This window comes from Massilia sp. DD77 (genome assembly GCF_036961685.1).
Classification (GTDB): domain Bacteria; phylum Pseudomonadota; class Gammaproteobacteria; order Burkholderiales; family Burkholderiaceae_D; genus Telluria.
Window position 1 is genome coordinate 79,545 of sequence record NZ_JBAMDH010000020.1, and the last position, 16,355, is coordinate 95,899.

General features: G+C 63.7%; 13 protein-coding genes and 1 tRNA gene. 10 read left to right on the forward strand and 4 right to left on the reverse strand.

The window, feature by feature from the left end; genetic code table 11:
• The first annotated feature begins 250 nt into the window (after positions 1 to 250).
• The 10 genes from V7778_RS13890 (at position 251) to V7778_RS13935 (ending at position 12,806) form a co-directional block, all read left to right on the forward strand.
• Complete coding sequence (locus V7778_RS13890) at positions 251 to 3,202, forward strand: type VI secretion system Vgr family protein (protein WP_335556151.1); 2,952 nt, start codon at positions 251 to 253, stop codon at positions 3,200 to 3,202.
• Between the two features lie 17 nt (positions 3,203 to 3,219).
• The gene (locus V7778_RS13895; protein ID WP_442920724.1) at positions 3,220 to 5,706 is read left to right on the forward strand and encodes a DUF6531 domain-containing protein; all 2,487 of its coding nucleotides are present in this window, start codon (positions 3,220 to 3,222) and stop codon (positions 5,704 to 5,706) included.
• A 233-nt stretch (positions 5,707 to 5,939) separates the two neighbouring features.
• The gene (locus V7778_RS13905) at positions 5,940 to 8,144 is read left to right on the forward strand and encodes a glycohydrolase toxin TNT-related protein (RefSeq protein ID WP_335556153.1); all 2,205 of its coding nucleotides are present in this window, start codon (positions 5,940 to 5,942) and stop codon (positions 8,142 to 8,144) included.
• A 317-nt stretch (positions 8,145 to 8,461) separates the two neighbouring features.
• Positions 8,462 to 8,740: a PAAR domain-containing protein gene (locus V7778_RS25165; protein WP_442920725.1), complete on the forward strand. Its 279-nt coding sequence runs from the start codon at positions 8,462 to 8,464 to the stop codon at positions 8,738 to 8,740.
• 155 nt (positions 8,741 to 8,895) lie between these two features.
• Positions 8,896 to 9,147 (forward strand): Imm74 family immunity protein, encoded by a 252-nt coding sequence (locus tag V7778_RS13910; protein WP_335556155.1) that lies wholly within the window; start codon positions 8,896 to 8,898, stop codon positions 9,145 to 9,147.
• A gap of 510 nt (positions 9,148 to 9,657) precedes the next feature.
• Positions 9,658 to 10,092 carry a CHAP domain-containing protein gene (locus V7778_RS13915; protein WP_335556157.1) on the forward strand — a complete coding sequence of 145 codons (435 nt, stop codon included), beginning with the start codon at positions 9,658 to 9,660 and terminating at the stop codon, positions 10,090 to 10,092.
• Between the two features lie 38 nt (positions 10,093 to 10,130).
• On the forward strand, positions 10,131 to 10,646 hold the full coding sequence (locus V7778_RS13920; protein ID WP_335556159.1) for a hypothetical protein: 516 nt from the start codon (positions 10,131 to 10,133) through the stop codon (positions 10,644 to 10,646).
• Positions 10,647 to 10,738: 92 nt separating this feature from the next.
• A tRNA-Lys gene (locus V7778_RS13925) sits at positions 10,739 to 10,814 on the forward strand.
• Between the two features lie 58 nt (positions 10,815 to 10,872).
• Positions 10,873 to 11,490: an IMPACT family protein gene (locus V7778_RS13930; RefSeq protein ID WP_335556220.1), complete on the forward strand. Its 618-nt coding sequence runs from the start codon at positions 10,873 to 10,875 to the stop codon at positions 11,488 to 11,490.
• A gap of 107 nt (positions 11,491 to 11,597) precedes the next feature.
• Complete coding sequence (locus V7778_RS13935) at positions 11,598 to 12,806, forward strand: MFS transporter (RefSeq protein WP_335556161.1); 1,209 nt, start codon at positions 11,598 to 11,600, stop codon at positions 12,804 to 12,806.
• A gap of 14 nt (positions 12,807 to 12,820) precedes the next feature.
• Here V7778_RS13935 and V7778_RS13940 read toward each other — a convergent pair whose 3' ends face one another.
• From V7778_RS13940 to V7778_RS13955, 4 genes are all read right to left on the reverse strand, one after another.
• Positions 12,821 to 13,660 (reverse strand): HDOD domain-containing protein, encoded by an 840-nt coding sequence (locus V7778_RS13940; protein WP_335556163.1) that lies wholly within the window; start codon positions 13,658 to 13,660, stop codon positions 12,821 to 12,823.
• 264 nt (positions 13,661 to 13,924) lie between these two features.
• Positions 13,925 to 14,818 carry a BON domain-containing protein gene (locus V7778_RS13945; protein WP_335556165.1) on the reverse strand — a complete coding sequence of 298 codons (894 nt, stop codon included), beginning with the start codon at positions 14,816 to 14,818 and terminating at the stop codon, positions 13,925 to 13,927.
• Positions 14,819 to 14,962: 144 nt separating this feature from the next.
• Positions 14,963 to 15,352 (reverse strand): cell envelope biogenesis protein TolA, encoded by a 390-nt coding sequence (locus tag V7778_RS13950; RefSeq protein ID WP_335556166.1) that lies wholly within the window; start codon positions 15,350 to 15,352, stop codon positions 14,963 to 14,965.
• A 183-nt stretch (positions 15,353 to 15,535) separates the two neighbouring features.
• Positions 15,536 to 16,228 (reverse strand): NUDIX hydrolase, encoded by a 693-nt coding sequence (locus V7778_RS13955; protein WP_335556168.1) that lies wholly within the window; start codon positions 16,226 to 16,228, stop codon positions 15,536 to 15,538.
• Positions 16,229 to 16,355 lie beyond the last annotated feature (127 nt).

A 16,355-nucleotide genomic window follows, 5' to 3' on the forward strand; every position in this document is an offset into this window, starting at 1 on the left:
TTGCGTACCACCGCACCATCGCGGCCGACTTCCAACAGTCCCCGTCTCCTCCAATACAAAAACGTGTCGTTCCGGAAATTGTCTAGAAACTGACGCGCGGTACAACTCCGCCAAAATTTGCGTTTTGTCACTAGCTACTCTTAATTTAATGACTACAGTCAAGAAGTTCGTCGCAAGTTCGGACGCGCTTATATAGCTACATCGAGCATCTCGAATCAACAACTCCTAGCTCAACTGATGAGCAAGAACGATGACTGACCTGCAAACATTGCTGGATGCCCACCAAAGTACCCGCCTCTTGCGCTTGTCGTTCCCAAGGAACGATGGCCCGCAGGCCAAGTTGATGGTGAACCGCTTCGAAGGCAAGGAATACCTGTCTCGCGACTTTGAGTTCAAGGTGGAACTGCTGAGCGACGATGCCGGGATCGAGCTCGAGGAGATGCACGGCAAGCTGCTGTGCATCTCGCTGGTACAGGACGACGGCAGCCTGCGTCCATTCACCGGTTATGTCGCTTCGTTCAAGCTGGTCAAGACGGACGGCGGCGTGGCCTTCTACGAAGGCGTCTTGAAGCCATGGCTGGCGTACACGCGCCTGCGCCGGAACAACCGGTTATTCCATGCACAGAACCTGCGCGAGCAAGCAGAGACGATCTTCGCCGGCTACGGCGGCCTGCCCATTTGGGAGTGGGAAGTCGCCGGCGAACAGCCGCAGCTCACAATGGCGACGCAATGGGACGAAACCGACCACAACTACCTGTGCCGGCGCTGGGAAGCGGCGGGATACAGCTATTGGTACGAGCACAGCGGCGAAGGTCATACGCTCATGGTCTGCGATAACACTTGCACCGCTTCGCCGATCGACGGACCGTCGCCCAGCATCCGCTTCCATGGCGCTGGCGGCGCGGCCGAAGAAAACGCGATCGACCACTGGAGTCCCTTGCGCCAGTGGGCGGCCGGACAAGCGGCGGTGAGCGGCTTCGACTTCAAGAATCCCTACCCCGTACATGCGGATACGGTCACCGTTAACCAGCAAGGCGATATTCCGCAGCTGGAGGTGCACAGCTACGAGGGTCATTACGGATTCAAGCACCAGTCCGGCGCCTACCAGCTTGCGCAATTGCGCATGGAAGAGATCGAAGCCCGTGGCAAGCTATACGAAGCCCAGGGCAACAACAGGCAAGTCGCTGCAGGCAGATGGTTCAAGCTCCTTGACCATTTCAGCCAAAGCGAGGATAGCGAATTCCTGATTCTGGAAGTGCATCACAAGGCCAGCGACAACTACCTGCAAGGCAAAGACGCGGTGGCAGAGTACAAGAACCGTCTGCTCTGCCAGGGCAAGGCCGCGCCTTGGCGGCCAGGTCGCGGCTTCAACAGCACAGACACCAAGTTGCTGGCTCTGCAGACCGCCACCGTGGTCGGCTCGGAAGGCCAAGGCAGCCTGAACGTAGACCAGTACGGGCGCATTCAGGTCAAGTTTCACTGGGACCGGGACGAAAGCGGTAGCTGCTGGGTACGGGTCGGCAGCAACTGGGCCGGCGGCGAGAAGGGCTTGGCCAGCCATCCGCGGGTCGGATCGGAAGTGATCGTGCAATGGCTCGACGGCAATCCCGACCATCCGATCGTGACCGGGTCCGTGTACAACCAGGGTTTTATGCCGCCGTGGAAGCTGCCCGAACAGCGGGCGCTGATGGGGCTCAGAAGCCGGGAGTTGACTGCTGAGGGAGGGAACACGCCCGGCGGACGCAGCAACCATCTGGTGCTGGATGACACGCAAGGGCAGATCCAGGCCCAGCTCAAGAGCGACCATCTCGCCAGCCAGCTCAGCCTCGGCCACATCAACCGCATCGAGGACAATGCCGGACGCAAGGATGGGCGTGGCCAGGGCTTCGAGCTGCGCACAGACGGCCACGGCGCAGTGCGCGCACAGCAGGGCCTGCTGCTCAGCACCGAAGGACGGCCGAACGCCCGCGCCCATATCACCGATATGGCGGAGACGCTGGCGCGCATGACGCAGGGCCAGGAGTTGCACGACAGCCTGTCGCAGGTAGCGCAACAGGCGCAGGCGCACCACGCGGGCGACCAGGACCAGGTGGTCGCCGCGCTGAAGGCGCAGGTCGACGCCATCAAGGGCCAGGGGGGCACGCCGGCGCAAGGCGAGTTCCCGGAATTCCAGGCTCCCCACCTGACCTTGGCCAGCCCTGCCGGCATCGAAACCAGCACGCAAGGTTCCACCCACCTGATGAGCGTGGAGCACACCGCCCTGAGCAGCGGCGGCCATGCCAGCCTGAGCGCGGGCAAGAGCCTGCTCGTCAGCGTCAAGGAAGCGGTGCGCATGTTTGCCTACAAGGCCGGCATGAAGCTGGTGGCGGCCAGCGCCGACATCGACATCACCGCCTTGAAGGACAGCGTCAACATCCTGGCCAAGCTCAACATTACCCATACCGCGAACCGGATCACGATCACGGCAAAGGAAGAGGTGGTAATCAACGGCGGGACCAGCTTCAGCCGCTGGAACGCATCGGGGATCGTCCATGGCACCAGCGGCAACTGGGTCCAACACGCGGCGCACCACAGCTTCGAACCCGGCAAGAGCGAAGGCACGCCGAGTTTGCCGCAGCCCGTGCAGCTGGCGCCGGGCCAGCTCGACCTGTATCACCAGTACGTGAATCCGGCAGGCGGAAAGAAGCAAGGGATCAGGCAAGGCGAATACACCGTCGTCGATGCCGAGGGCGGGGTCCACCAGGGCGTGCTCGACGCCGATGGCTTTGCCAGCGTGGCCGGGCTGCCGATGGGGATGGCCACGATCAGCTACGGAAAGGACCCGCGCGACCCGTGGGATGAAGACAGCTACTTCGGGCAGGGAACCGAATGGCCGACCACGGCGTTGCCCGGGACTGGCGCAGATGCTGCGGCAGGCAGCCTCCATAAAGCAGCCGGCACGCTCGGCGCGATTGTGCAAACCGCGGATCAAGCGGCAGGTGCGGTGCAGTCTCTGCCCAAGGGCGGCGCGCAATCATTACTGGCTGCCGCCGGGCAGGCGGCCCTGGCCAAGGTCGCGACCAAGCTACCGGGCGGCGCAACGGCCGGCGCGTCAAGTGCCGGCAAGCCTGCCGCCGCCATCGCGTCGATCGTCGGTTTGCCCGGAGCGCTGCCGCGCGGCGCTGAAGTATTGCCCTCGATCGCAAAAAAATCCGTCATATAAAAAAATAATAAGCCACCATGACCGAACCCACGCAGGTCCCACCCAAGCCCGCCGAACGCGCGCCGGAAGTCGCAGTCGCTCCGCTCGACAGCATCGACCAGCAGGACGTCGGCGCCGGCGCCGGCGCCTTCGACAGATGGCTGCGCAAGATCAGTGACGACTACATCACGCTGGAGCGCCTGAGCACCGTGGCCGGCAGCCTGCCGGTGATTGGCAACATCATGGCGCTCATCGACGCCATCATGGACATAGTGCAGGTAACCCAAAAATACGTTGCCAAGAAAGAGGTCGATTTCCTGCTATGGGTGAGCCTTGGCATCAACCTGATCGGCGTGGCCCCGGGAGCAGGCAACGCGGCACGCATGAGCCTGCGGCCTGCACTGCACCTGGTCCGGCAAAAGCTGGCCTCGGGCGCCCAGGATCTCGGCAGCGCGCTGGTCGAGGTGCTGGTCGTGCACCTCAACGCCAGGCTGGCCGGCGAGATCGATACCTTTGTCGACAGCGCGATGGGCAAGCTGGCGGGTATCCTGGACGATTGCGCCAATACTGCCGACGGCATCGCCGACGATCTTGTCAAGACCCTCAAGCGCTGCATCGGCCAGGAACCGCTGTTCAAGGTGGCCTCCCTGGCGGAAGTGGAGGACAAGCTGCATGACCCCAAGGCGCAGAGCAGCTGGCGCCGTATGATTGGCGCTCTCGGCCGGCAGTACAAGATGAGCGCGAACTACGTTGTCGCCGTGGCCGCCAGCCACCTGCCGAAGAGCGCGGAAGCGGGCGTGAATAGCATTATCCAGCACCTGACCGACTTCAAGCCGGCGTTTCGCGGCAAGCTCGCCGCCCTGGCCGACGAACAGAAGCAGATGAGCATCCGGTGGATACTGGCGCGGTTGCGCGACGCGGTCACCAAGCACAAGAAGCGGGGCGCGGCATTGGTCCCATCCAGCAAGGGCGCGGACCACAAGAAGACCAACCCCGGCCACGAGCTGGGCGCCACCAGCCGGCAACGCCCGGCCACGGGCGACGCCAATGCCTGCAAGCTGTGTCCTGCGAAAGGCGGCACCGCGCACTCGATCAGCTTCGCCACCGGCGCGGAAACCTTCACCCACCTGGACTTCTTGCTGGATGCGCCGCTCCCCATCGCCTGGAGCCGCACCTACCGCAGCCAGCTGATTGCCTACGACCGCGGCAATCTCGGGGCGCGCTGGCTCACCCCGTACAGCACCCGCATCGACGTCGTGGGCAAAGGCAAGCCCGCCGCCCTGCTCTATCACGCCGCCGACGGCCGCAGCCACCGCTTCCCGTACCTTGGCATCGGCCAGCGTCATCACGACCCGGTCGAGCAGATCACGCTCACCCGCGTCAGCGCCACCCTGCTCACGCTCGACTTCGGCAAGCCGCTGCCAGAGGGCGAGCCCAGCCCCTGGCGCGAAACCTACGAACTGGTCGACACCGTGCGCGCGAAGGCGCTTGAGCTGGGCAAGGAGCATTTCCGGCTGATCGCGCTGCATGCCCGCGACGGCGCCGCGCTCGGCCTGCGCTATGACCACGTCGTCGCCGATGGCCCTTACGCCGGCGAGGAAGTACTCAGCGACATCATCAGCAAGCAGGGCGACACCATCGTTGCCCACGCGGGCACCCAGGTCGACCCTGATACCGGCTGCATCCGCGCGCTCTGGGAAATCCAGGATGGCAAGCTCCTGCGCCAGCTCGCTGCCTACGACTACGACGAGCACGGCGACCTGGTCCGGGCCCAGGACGACAACGCCGCCACCTGGCAGTACCAGTACCACCGCCACCTCGTCACCCGGTACACCGATCGCACCGGGCGCGGCATGAACCTCGCCTACGATACCAGCATCGACAGTGGCGCCAATGCCAAGGCGATCCGCGAGTGGGCCGACGACGGCAGCTTTGACACCCGGCTCGAGTGGGACAAGAACATCCGCCTGACCTACGTCCTTGATGCGCTTGGACACGAGACCCGCTACTACTATGACATCTCCGGCTACACCTACCGCATCGTGTATCCGGACGGGGGCGAGGAATGGTTGTTCCGCGACGACGCCAAGAACGTCGTCCGCCATATCCACGCCGACGGCAGCAATGAGCATCACCGTTACGACGAGCACGGCAACCTGCTCACCCACACGCGCGCCGACGGCAGCCAGGTCCACTTCGAGTATGACGCCCAGCACCGCGTCACCGGCATCCGCGACGGCGAAGGCGGTGCCTGGCGGCGCGACTACGATGCACAGGGCCACCTGGTCGAGGAAACCGACCCGCTCGGCAACAAGACCGAATATGCGTACGACAAGGCCGGCCGGTCGAAGTCACCGATGCCAAGGGCGGCGTCAAGAAACTCGCCTATACCCCGGACGGCCAGCTCGCCAGCTACACCGACTGTTCCGGGCACAGCAACAGATGGGAGTACGACGACCGCAAGCGCCTGGTCAAAAGCATCGACGCCGCAGGCAACGTCACCCGCTACCGCTATACGCCGTTAAGTAGCGAAACGCTGGCGCAAGCGCACAGCGAGGGCAGCGGCAATCATCCCGGCCAGCTCGAAACCGTCATCCACCCTGACGGCAGCCAGGAGCAGTTTCGCCACGACGCCGAAGGCCGGCTGCTGGCGCACATCGACGCACTGCAACGCACCACCGCCTACCGCTACACCGCGGCCGGACTGATCGCAAAGCGCACCAATGCGCTGGGACACAGTCTGCACTACCAGTGGGATTTGCTAGGCCGCCTGACCGCCCTGGAAAACGAGAACGACAGCGTCTACCGCTTCCAATACGATCCCGTCGGACGCCTCCTGCAGGAACAGGGCTTCGACGGCAAGGCCACCGAATACCGCTACGACGAGGCCAGCGGCGTGTTGGCGGAAACCGTCGAAGCCGGCGTGACCACACGGCTCGACTTCGACCTCATGGGCCGGCTCGTACAACGCCGGGCCGCAGCGCCGGGCCAGCCGGAGCAAATCGAAACCTTCGCCTACAACGCCAACGGCCAGCTGGCCGAAGCGAAGAACGAACACGCCCGCCTGCAATGGTTCTACGACGACGCCGGCAACCTGGTGCGCGAGCACCAGCACTACCAAGGCCCATTCCATCCCGACAGGCGCACCGCGGTCTGGCACCACCACTACGACGAACTCAGCCAACGCACCGGCACTACGCGCCCCGATGGCCACCGCATCGATTGGCTGACCTACGGCGCCGGCCATGTGCACGGCCTGCTGCTCGACGGGCAGGACCTCGTCTCCTTCGAGCGCGACGCGCTGTACCGGGAGACCGGCCGCACCCAGGCCAACGGCCTGCTGCAAACGATGAAGTACGACCCGCTTGGGCGCCTGATCGAACAGCAGCTCGGCGCCACTGCGCAGACCAGCCAGAAGGACCGGTATTCTTACCCCAACACCTACCGTCCCGACGTCCAGGTCGGCATGCAAGCCGCGATCCTGCGGCGCTACCGCTACGACTCGTCCGGCCAGCTGAGCAGCCTGGAAGACAGCCGGCGCGGTCGCCTTGAATACCGCTACGATCCGGTCGGACGGCTGCTGTCGGCAAACAGCGCATTGGGTCATGAAACCTTCGCCTTCGACCCGGCCGGCAACATCCAAGCAGCCGATAGCGCGCAGCAGGAGCCCATTACCCGCCGTGTCCCGCTGCCCAAACTGTTGGACAACCTGCTCAAGCAATATGCCGGCGTCAGCTACCGCTACGACGAACGTGGCAACGTCGTGGAACATATCCAGAACGGCCTTTGGTCCGAATATGAATGGGATGCGTTCAACCGGATGACCCGTGCCATGACCTGGCATGGCGTCACCACCTTTGCCTACGATCCGTTGGGGCGGCGCATTGCCAAGCACAGTGGGGCGATCGATGGCACTACCGTCCGGGAGACGGCTCGGACCCTGTACGGCTGGGACGGCGACACGCTGGCATTCGAAAGCAGCGTGCAGCGGGGGCATGCGACGGGTGAACGGACGGTGCACTATGTGTACGAGCGCGGCGGCTTCGTGCCGCTAGTGCAGGCCACGCGAAGCCAAGCGCTTCGACTGCCCCGTACGACCGATGTCAAGGCGCTAATGGCGGGCAATGACGGCAAATACGATATTGCACTTGATCCGCTCTGGAACGGTGAGTACAAGCAGGAAGCCGAGCCGTTCGGTAAAAAAGAGATCGCCTTCTATCAATGCGATCATCTGGGCACGCCGCAGGAGTTGACGGATTGCGAGGGCAAGGTCGCGTGGTCGGCGCAGTACAAGGCGTGGGGACAAGCGAAGGAAGCGATCAGTGAAGCGGCGTACAAGGCGGGGATTCGGAATCCGATACGGTTTCAGGGACAATATTCCGATGAAGAGACGGGGCTTCATTACAATCGGCATCGCTACTACGACCCGCATTCCGGCAGGTTCATTTCGCGTGACCCTATCGGCCTGCTCGGCGGGTTGAATCTTCATCAGTACGCGCCGAACCCTATTGGCTGGCTCGACACCCTCGGGCTAAGCAGATGTCCTTCCAACCCTGCTACGGTTGACAAGGATCGCAATGGCCGATTCCGCGACGCACAAGGGCGGTTTGCCAAAGACCCAGGATGGCCTGCAAACTATGGGTTTGCGCCGGGGAAAGACTCTAGGGTTACGCTGGCGCCCGGTACTCAGATCGACCGTTTTGGACGGCCGACAGGTGGCTTTGTTGCGCCCGCAGGAACGCCCTTCGGTGACCGCGCACTTCCAGCTGCCTCGTTCAACGCGGAATACCACGTATATGAAGTGAAGAAGCCTATTGCTGGCGTTCGAGGCGGACCAGCAGAACCATGGTTCAATCAGCCAGGGAATGGAACTCAATATCAGCTTCCGGGAAGCGTTCAATCGCACCTGGATGCGGGAGAGCTAGTCGAAATGCAAAATCCTTGCCGACCACCGCGGAGATAAATTATGTCGAAGAACAAGTTGGGCATCGTAGATTTAAACCATGTCATCGGAGCGCCGCTACCAGTCTCGGATCGGACGTTCTACCAGTGCCTTAACTGCTGGAGCATTCTCCGGTCGAACCCTTCGGACAATGAGTACTGCGTCTGCGGAAATGTCTCTGTTGATGTTGATGCCGGAAGGGCTGGGGCTAGGGACGAGCGGTTGCTTCGAGTGTTGCAGATCGCTCATGCAGACTGATTCAAACGCAGGATCACACCCATCACCGTAAAGAGTTCGACCCGGTTCAGCTACAACCCGCTGGGCCAGCGAAGAAGCACATAGGGCTTCATGAGCAAACGAGTCATCCGAGTAGGCGACCCCACGAACCACGGCAGCAGGATGCGCGCCAGCGGCGCGCTGCATTCACCGTAGACGACATCCCGCTGTCACTAGTGGGCGCCCCCTGTACCTGCCTGAAGAAGGGCCATAAGCACTGCAAGATCGCCGTCGGCAACGCCGGCCACACCATTGACGGCGTGACGATCGCGTATGAGGGTTGCCTGACTACTTGCGGCGCCACGCTGGTGGCGACGGTGCCAAACTTTGCTACGGCCTGACGGGGTATCCAGCGACAAAAACTACGCGACTTATGTCGGCAAATGCTTGCGCTTCCAAAATGAGAAAGCGCGCTCATGAAAAGCCCCGCAGTTGGCTAATCGATATTATTGACCCGAAATACGGAAACTCGAAGACCATTTTTAAGAGGTGATATATGAATTTTGAAGTCGTTCATGTCTCACGGGGAGACATACGGTTGAAGAGTGAAGACAAACTTGTACATGTTCTAGGTGAGGCGCTCATTGCCTCGACGCCAACCGAACCGAGTTACGTCATCTATTTGAACACATTGAATACCTGGGAGATGCCGCCGGACGTTGCTTTGACTGAGGCTGAGAAGCAGGAAGTCATCGGCGCAATTCGGAAACATTTTCATGATCGCGGATCGATTGTCGAGTTCGAATAGCAGTACGCATCGCGCTTAGAATTCATAATGCATGAGGCTAAAGACGAGTTCAATCAGGTACCTGCGAACGCAAAACCATCTGATACATGGACTGCAGTGGCACTGCGGTACTTTCTCTACTGTTGGCAGCGCATCGGAAATGAGCAGGGGAGACTCCTGATAAGCTACCACCTCTCCCCTTTGGCATGACTGGTTGTCACATTTAACAAGCGTTGCAAGTCATTGATTAATAAAGAATGCACATCTCGACGCGGCGACTTTTATTTTAATCCGTTGGTCGCTGGTTCGAGCCCAGCACGGCCGACCAGAATTAGTTGCAGCAATGAAGGCGTTACGAGTGATCGCGACGCCTTTTTTGTTTTGCCGCCAGACTGCATTACTGGCCGGCGCCAATCAAGCTTGCCTGCTCTCCCGGGCTCGTGCGGCGATGAGCGCCAAACTGACGGGCATCAGTTCGCGGCATCGTCATCCATCGAGAATGAACCCATCGTCAGCAGCATGGAGGCGGCGATGTGTATCGACCTGGAAAAATTCGCGCACCACCTACGCCGGCAGGCCCTTCCCGGCAGGGGCCTCGGACGCTGCGGCGAATTCGTGCGCAAGGCCTTGCAGGCGGCCGGCGCCGAGCTGCGGCCGCCCTACCCGCCCTCGGGAAAACTCTACGGCCCAGCCCTGCTCGCCCTCGGCTACGCGCGCCTTGAGGTGCCGAACCCGGACCGCTTCGCCTTCCTCAAGGGCGACATCATGGTGATGGAGCCCTGCCAGCCCTGCGGCCACGGCCACGTCGCGGGCTACGATGGTTCCCACTGGATCTCGGACTTCGTCCAGCGCGACTTCTGGGCAGGTCCCGGCTACCGCAAGCGGCGCCCCGTGGTTGCGGTCTACCGCTACCCGGCGCCACCCTGCGCGGAGGACGAAGCGCGAACGCGGCCGAATCCCGGTTAGTGCTAGAGTTATTGCAACTCTACTAATCCGGGACAAGCGTGAAGCTGATCCAGAAAGCCTTCCTCGTCGGTTACCTCCTGATCGTGGCCCTGTTCTTCATCTGCGGCATCGGTCTGATCGTACTGGCAGCCATCGAAACCTGGGGGGCGCTGAATCCCGTCGCGGGCACCAGTGTGCGCGACCGTTTCGTGCTGGTGCTGGAATGCATCGGCCTGCTCACCATCGCCGTCGCCGCGCTCGAGCTGGGCCAGACGGTGCTGGAAGAAGAAATCCAGCGCTCGGTGAACATCAGCGCCCCGACCCGCGTGCGCCGCTTCCTGTCGCGCTTCCTGATCGTGGTCGTGGTGTCGCTGTCGATCGAGTGCCTGATCGGTGTGTTCCAGTTCGTGCACAGCAAGCCGGAGTACCTGCCGCACGCGGCCGCGATCGGCGTGGCGGCTGCTGCGATCCTGATTGCCTGGGGCATGTTCATCCGGATGAACGTGGAGGCCGAGAAACTCGAACCTCACGCCATGCGCGAGGTCCAGGCCGAAGACAGCCAGGTGGAAACCTGAGCCCGGAGCACGGCTGAGGACTGGCTGATTTGCAACAATGATGGGAAGCACTTGGACATTTGCGCAAGTGCGGCTATAATATTGGCTTCTTCGGGTCGTTAGCTCAGTTGGTAGAGCAGCGGACTTTTAATCCGTTGGTCGCAGGTTCGAGCCCCGCACGGCCTACCAAAGATACATGACAACGCCAGCCTTCGGGCTGGCGTTGTCATTTCCACGTTCGCATTCCATGGCCCAGACCATCGCCAGCGCTGTCCAGCACGAACTGATCATCAAGAAAAGCCGCTTCCTTGCCTGCGTGCAGCCGATGGCCGACCGCGCCGGCGCGCAGCAGGTCGTGGCCGCGCTCCGTGCCGACCACCCGGGCGCCGCCCATGTGTGCTGGGCGCTGCTGGCGGGCGGGCAGTCGGCCGCGGTCGACGACGGCGAGCCGAGCGGCACCGCCGGCCGGCCCATGCTCGACGTGCTGCGCCACCAGGACCTCGAAGGGGTGCTGGCCACCGTGGTGCGCTACTTCGGCGGCGTCAAGCTCGGCGCCGGTGGCCTGGTGCGCGCCTATACCGACAGCGTGGCCCAGGCCCTGCTGCAGGCGCAGAAAGTCCCGATCGTCAAGCTGGCCAGCCTGCGCTGCACGGCGCCCTACGCCTTCGAGGGCCTGGTGAGGCGCGAGCTCGAGGCGGCCGGCGCCAGCCTGGACGAGGTCAGCCACGGCGATGAAGTCGCCTTCGCCTTCAGCCTGCCCGCCAGCGCCGCCGCGGCCCTGCGCACCCGCCTCGACGACGCCGGCCACGGCCGCATCGGCTGGCCGCGCGAAGTCGGCGCCGATGCCGCGGGCGGTGGCGAATAAGCGGCGCCTATACCCGTCATCACGACTCGAAAGCGGACGCGGCCGAACCCAGCCGGTATAGTGATAGATAACGCTAACATTCACCTCCCCCACCAAGAACGACACCCGTGATCAAGAAAAGTCTCCTCCCGCTCGCCCTGGGCGGCTTCGGCATCGGCATGACGGAATTCGTCATGATGGGCATCCTGCCCGACATCGCCGGCGGCCTGGCCATCACCATTCCGCAGGCCGGCCACCTGATCACCGCCTATGCGCTGGGCGTGGTGGTCGGGGCCCCTACCCTGGTGAGCCTGTTCGCCAGGCACCCGCCGCGCAGCGTGCTGGTCTGGTTCATGCTGATGTTCACCGTGTTCAACGCCATGTCGGCCTTCGCGCCGAACTACCACGTGATGATGCTGTCGCGCTTCCTGGCCGGCCTGCCGCACGGCGCCTTCTTCGGCGTCGGCGCGGTGGTCGCGAGCCGCCTGGCCGACGAGGGCAAGGTGGCGGCGGCCATGGCCACCATGTTCGCGGGCCTGACCCTGGCCAATGTGATCGGGGTGCCGATCGGCACCTGGATCGGCCACGCCGTCGACTGGCGCCTGGTGTTCCTGATCGTGGCCGCGATCGGCTGCGCCACCGTGCTGAGCCTGCGCAAGCTGGTGCCCCACATCGAGGCCAGGCCGAGCGCCGGCTTCGTGCAGGACCTGCGCATCTTCCGCAGCGGCGGCCTGTGGCTGGCGCTGGGCATCACGGCGATCGGCACCGGCGGCTTCTTCGCCTGGTTCAGCTACATCACGCCACTGCTGACTGAGGTCACCCTGTTCCGCCCCGCCACGATCCCGATGGTCATGACCGTGGTAGGCGTCGGCATGACGGCCGGGGTGCTGGTGGGCGGCCGCCTGGCCGACCGCTTCCATCCGCTGCCGGCGATCCTGATCCTGCTGGTGTCGATGACGGCCCTGCTGCTGTGCAATGGCTTGCTGGCCGATTCGCAGCCGGCGATGCTGGTGCTGGCCTTCGCCACCGGCGCCAATGCGCTGGCGCTCGGCCCGCCGATCCAGATGCTGTTGATCGACCATTCCCGCGAAGCCGAAATGCTCGGTTCCTCGCTGGGCCAGTCGGGCTTCAATATCGGCAACGCCACCGGCGCCTTCCTGGGCGGCATTCCGCTGACCCTGGGCTATGCCTACACGGCGCCGCAATGGGTGGCGGCGGCCCTGGCCCTGGCCGGTGTCGGCCTGTCCTTGCTGATGCTGGCGCAGCAGCGCGGGCGCGGGCGCGCCAAGGCGGCGCGGGCGCCTGCCGCGCAAACCGGCATCGTCAACTGCGAATAGGCGGGGTCAGGGAGTCAGACCAGGACCGCGTCGCCCATGGCCTGGGCCATCTCGGCGGCTTCGTCCTGGATCTGGCGCAGGGTGTCTTCGTCGAGCACGAAGTCGATCGCGCTTTCGGCATGGGCCGGCAGCGGCTGCGGCTTGTTGCCGAGAGGCGAACCCACGGGCGCATACTGGTTGGCCAGCAGCAAGGTGTCGAGCAGGCTGCCGGGCGGCATGTTGAGCCAGCCACCGCGCATGTCGGCGATGGCCTCGGCCACGACGGTAGGGATATTGAGCTTCTTCATCACCTCGGCGCTGACCACGTCCTCGCACAGCTCGCCCCAGTTCTCGACGTCGTCGTCGAGCAAGCCGGGAAATTCGTCGGCGCGCGACAGCAGGTAGAACCCGCCGACTTCGTGCACGATGCCGGCGAACATGGCGGTGTCGGGATTGACATAGGTGACACGGCGCGCCAGCGCATAGGCCAGCGCGGCGACGTGGGCAGAGTGCTCCCACAGCTGCTCGGCCTTGGCGCGCAGGCCCGGGTCCTTGATGCGGCTGCCGAACTGGCGCACCACCAGGCCGACCACCAGGGCTTGCAGGCGTCGGTAGCCGATACGGGTCACGGCCGCGCGCACATTGGTCACAGGCACGCCGCTGTTGCCGCCGAACGCAGCCGTATTCGCCATGGCGACCGTGCGCGCAGCCAGTTGCGGTTCGGACAGCACGAGGCGGATCGCCTCTTCCACATGGCAATCGGGGTCGTCGAGGGCGAGTTGCAGACGCAGCACCGCATTGACGCTGGTCGGGAAGGTGATCTCACCGCGCACTGCCTGTGCCGCGATGTATCCGAAAGCTTCGAGTTTGTTCACGCGCCGAATTATACCTTGCTGTGTGACCAGGAACGCCTCACAAAACCTCCAGAGCCGCGTTGCGGCTCCTTGCCGTACAGGTGTACTGTCTTCGTCGCCGCGCCTTGCTCTGAAGGTTTTGTGAGACGTTCTAACTTTCGCGACCGATCCGCCGCCTTTCCCGCTTGTCCCGCCATGATGTGGCGGGCCATCCACAGCCTGCCAGAATGACAAAGCCCGCATGGGAGCATGCGGGCCCGCGGGAAAGCGCCGGCGGCGCCCCGTTTACTTGACCTTGATGGTGCTCTTGACCTTGGTCACGCCTTCCACACCCTTGGCCACGCGCACGGCCTTGTCGGCCTCGGCCTTCGATTCGACGAAGCCGCTCAGCATGACAACGCCCTTCTCGGTGTCGACGTCGATCTTCATGCCGCTCAGGTCAGGCTCGGCGACCAGGCTGGCCTTGACCTTGCTCGTGATGGCGGCGTCCGAGGTGTTCTTGGCGGTGCGGTCGCCGGCGTTCGACGCCATCTGCTTGGTCTTCTCGACAGCGTTCGAAGCCTTTTCCTTGACGTTCGACATGGCTTCGCGGGTACGCTCGGCCATGGTGGCACCGGCGCCGGCGGCCACGCCGGTGGTCATATTGCCCTTGTTGTCGACCATGCAGGCGGTCTTGTCGTCGCCGGTCATTTTTTCGCAGCGTTCCAGCATGGCGGCCTTGGAAGCGTCGCGGTCGCCGGTCGCGGTCTGGCCGGCGGCGCCGCTGGCGCCGACCGCGCTCATGTCGCGGTCGCCAAGGGCGGCCAGCGCCTTGTCGCGCACGTCGTCGGCCTTGTCTTCGCAATCGTCCTGGGCCTCACCCTTGAGCACTTCGCATTTCTCTTCGGCCAGCTCGTGTTCGGCCTGGATCACGTTGCGGCGGGCGGCATTCATGCGGTCCTTGTCGTGCTTATCGGCAGCATCGAGCTCGGCGCGTGCACGCTTGAGCTTGGCATCTTCGCGGCAAACGTCGCGCTGGTTGCCGGTGAGCGAGTCGCACTTGGCGCTGGCGGTGCGGTAGTCGGCCTGGGCCTTGTTGGCGGCCTGGTCATAGGCCTTGGTGTCGGCGGCCGATGCCGGCGCGATGGCGAAGCCGGCTCCAACAGCGGTCGCAATCAGGGAAGCGATGAGGGTTTTCATGTTTGGGTCCCTTACATTCGGTTGTTGTGATAGCGTCCATTAAACGCTTCCGGTACAGAGACCATCTGTGCGACAACGAACGCTGGCAGCCGAATCGCGGCCGTATGCGTCCGTATGCGTCCGCTGCGCACGCATCTCCGGCGCTCAGTTGGCGATCGCGGCCAGCGCCTTGTCGCGCACGTCGTCGGCCTTGTCTTCGCAATCGTCCTGGGCTTCGCCGCGAAGCACTTCGCATTTCTCCTCGGCCACTTCGTGCTCGGCATTGATCACGCCGCGCCGCGCCGCCTTCACGTGATCCGTCTTGTGCGCGGAAGCGGCCTCGAACTCGGCGCGGGCACGCTGGAGCTTGGCTTCTTCGCGACACACGTCGCGCTGGTTGCCTTTCAGCGCCTCGCACTTCTTGCTGGCAGCGCGGTAGGTGGTCTTGGCCTGGTCGACCGCCTTGTCATAGGCCGCGGTATCGGCGGCGATGGCCGGTACGGCGGCGAAGCCGGCGGCGGCGACCGCGACCAGGGAAGCGATGATGGTTTTCATGGTGGACCCCTTTCGTGTGGTGGTGGTAGCACGTCCATTAAACGTCTCCACCAAAGGCGCCTCTGTGCGACGGCGAACACTGGCCGGAAAACGCGGCTGCCGCCAGACAGGAACGGCCGGCCCCAAAACGAAAGAACCCCGGCACACTGTGCCGGGGTTCATCCTGATCGGGTAGCCCGACGCTTATTCGTCGTGCAGCAAACCCTCGCGCCACACCAGGCTGGCGGCCTCGAAGGGGGTGGCGGCCGAGCTGAACTGCGCACCGTTTTCCGCCAGCTTGACCCAGACACGGGTATCGTGGCCGCTGCGCGGCACCGCCACATTGCCGCGCACCTTGGCCAGCCAGCCGTGCACGCGCGCATAGTCTTGCGGATGGCTGCGCTGGACCCAGGCCAGCGCCACCAGGTCGGCGAAGCCTTCCTCGCGCCGGGTTTCGCGCATGGCCCGCGAGGCCGCCAGCAATGCGGCGTCCTGCGCCGTCTCGTCGCCGACCTCGACGAAGCCTGCCGGCAGCGCATGCCAGGCGCCCTGGGCATAGCGCCAGCAATGCGCCAGTTCATGGGCCGCCATGGCCTCGATCAGGCGGTCCTGATCGGCTTCGGGCACATCCTTCAGGACGCTCTCCGCATCCGGATTGCCGCGCATCGAGAACACCAGCTTGCAACGGCCCTTGTCGAAGCCCATGGCCAGGGGCACGTCGCCGGGACGGGCCTGGGGCTGGACGATGATGTCGACGGGCAGTTTCAGCTGCTGGGAATAGTTCAGCACCGGCGCGGCGGCGTGCAACCAGCGCTTTTCCTGCGCGGTCAGTTCGGCGGCGTGGAGCGGGAGGGTGGCGGCCAGGGTGATGGCGGCGAGCAGCAGAGGCTTGAACATGGTGGATTGCTCCCAGGATTGATGAAGTTCCTATCGGCAATTCTAGCCCTGGATCAAGCCCTACTTTGAAGAAAATATTTCGGGATGTTCAAAACGGCAATAACAGGCGCCGGCGGCGCATGAAAAA

What these genes read in the sequence shown, in the direction of transcription:
- V7778_RS13890 (WP_335556151.1), top strand. Translation starts at nt 251, where the DNA reads ATGACTGACCTGCAAACATTGCTGGATGCCCACCAAAGTACCCGCCTC.
- V7778_RS13895 (WP_442920724.1), top strand. Translation starts at nt 3,220, where the DNA reads ATGACCGAACCCACGCAGGTCCCACCCAAGCCCGCCGAACGCGCGCCG.
- V7778_RS13910 (WP_335556155.1), top strand. Translation starts at nt 8,896, where the DNA reads ATGAATTTTGAAGTCGTTCATGTCTCACGGGGAGACATACGGTTGAAG.
- V7778_RS13915 (WP_335556157.1), top strand. Translation starts at nt 9,658, where the DNA reads ATGTGTATCGACCTGGAAAAATTCGCGCACCACCTACGCCGGCAGGCC.
- V7778_RS13930 (WP_335556220.1), top strand. Translation starts at nt 10,873, where the DNA reads ATGGCCCAGACCATCGCCAGCGCTGTCCAGCACGAACTGATCATCAAG.
- V7778_RS13945 (WP_335556165.1), bottom strand. Translation starts at nt 14,818, where the DNA reads ATGAAAACCCTCATCGCTTCCCTGATTGCGACCGCTGTTGGAGCCGGC.
- V7778_RS13950 (WP_335556166.1), bottom strand. Translation starts at nt 15,352, where the DNA reads ATGAAAACCATCATCGCTTCCCTGGTCGCGGTCGCCGCCGCCGGCTTC.
- V7778_RS13955 (WP_335556168.1), bottom strand. Translation starts at nt 16,228, where the DNA reads ATGTTCAAGCCTCTGCTGCTCGCCGCCATCACCCTGGCCGCCACCCTC.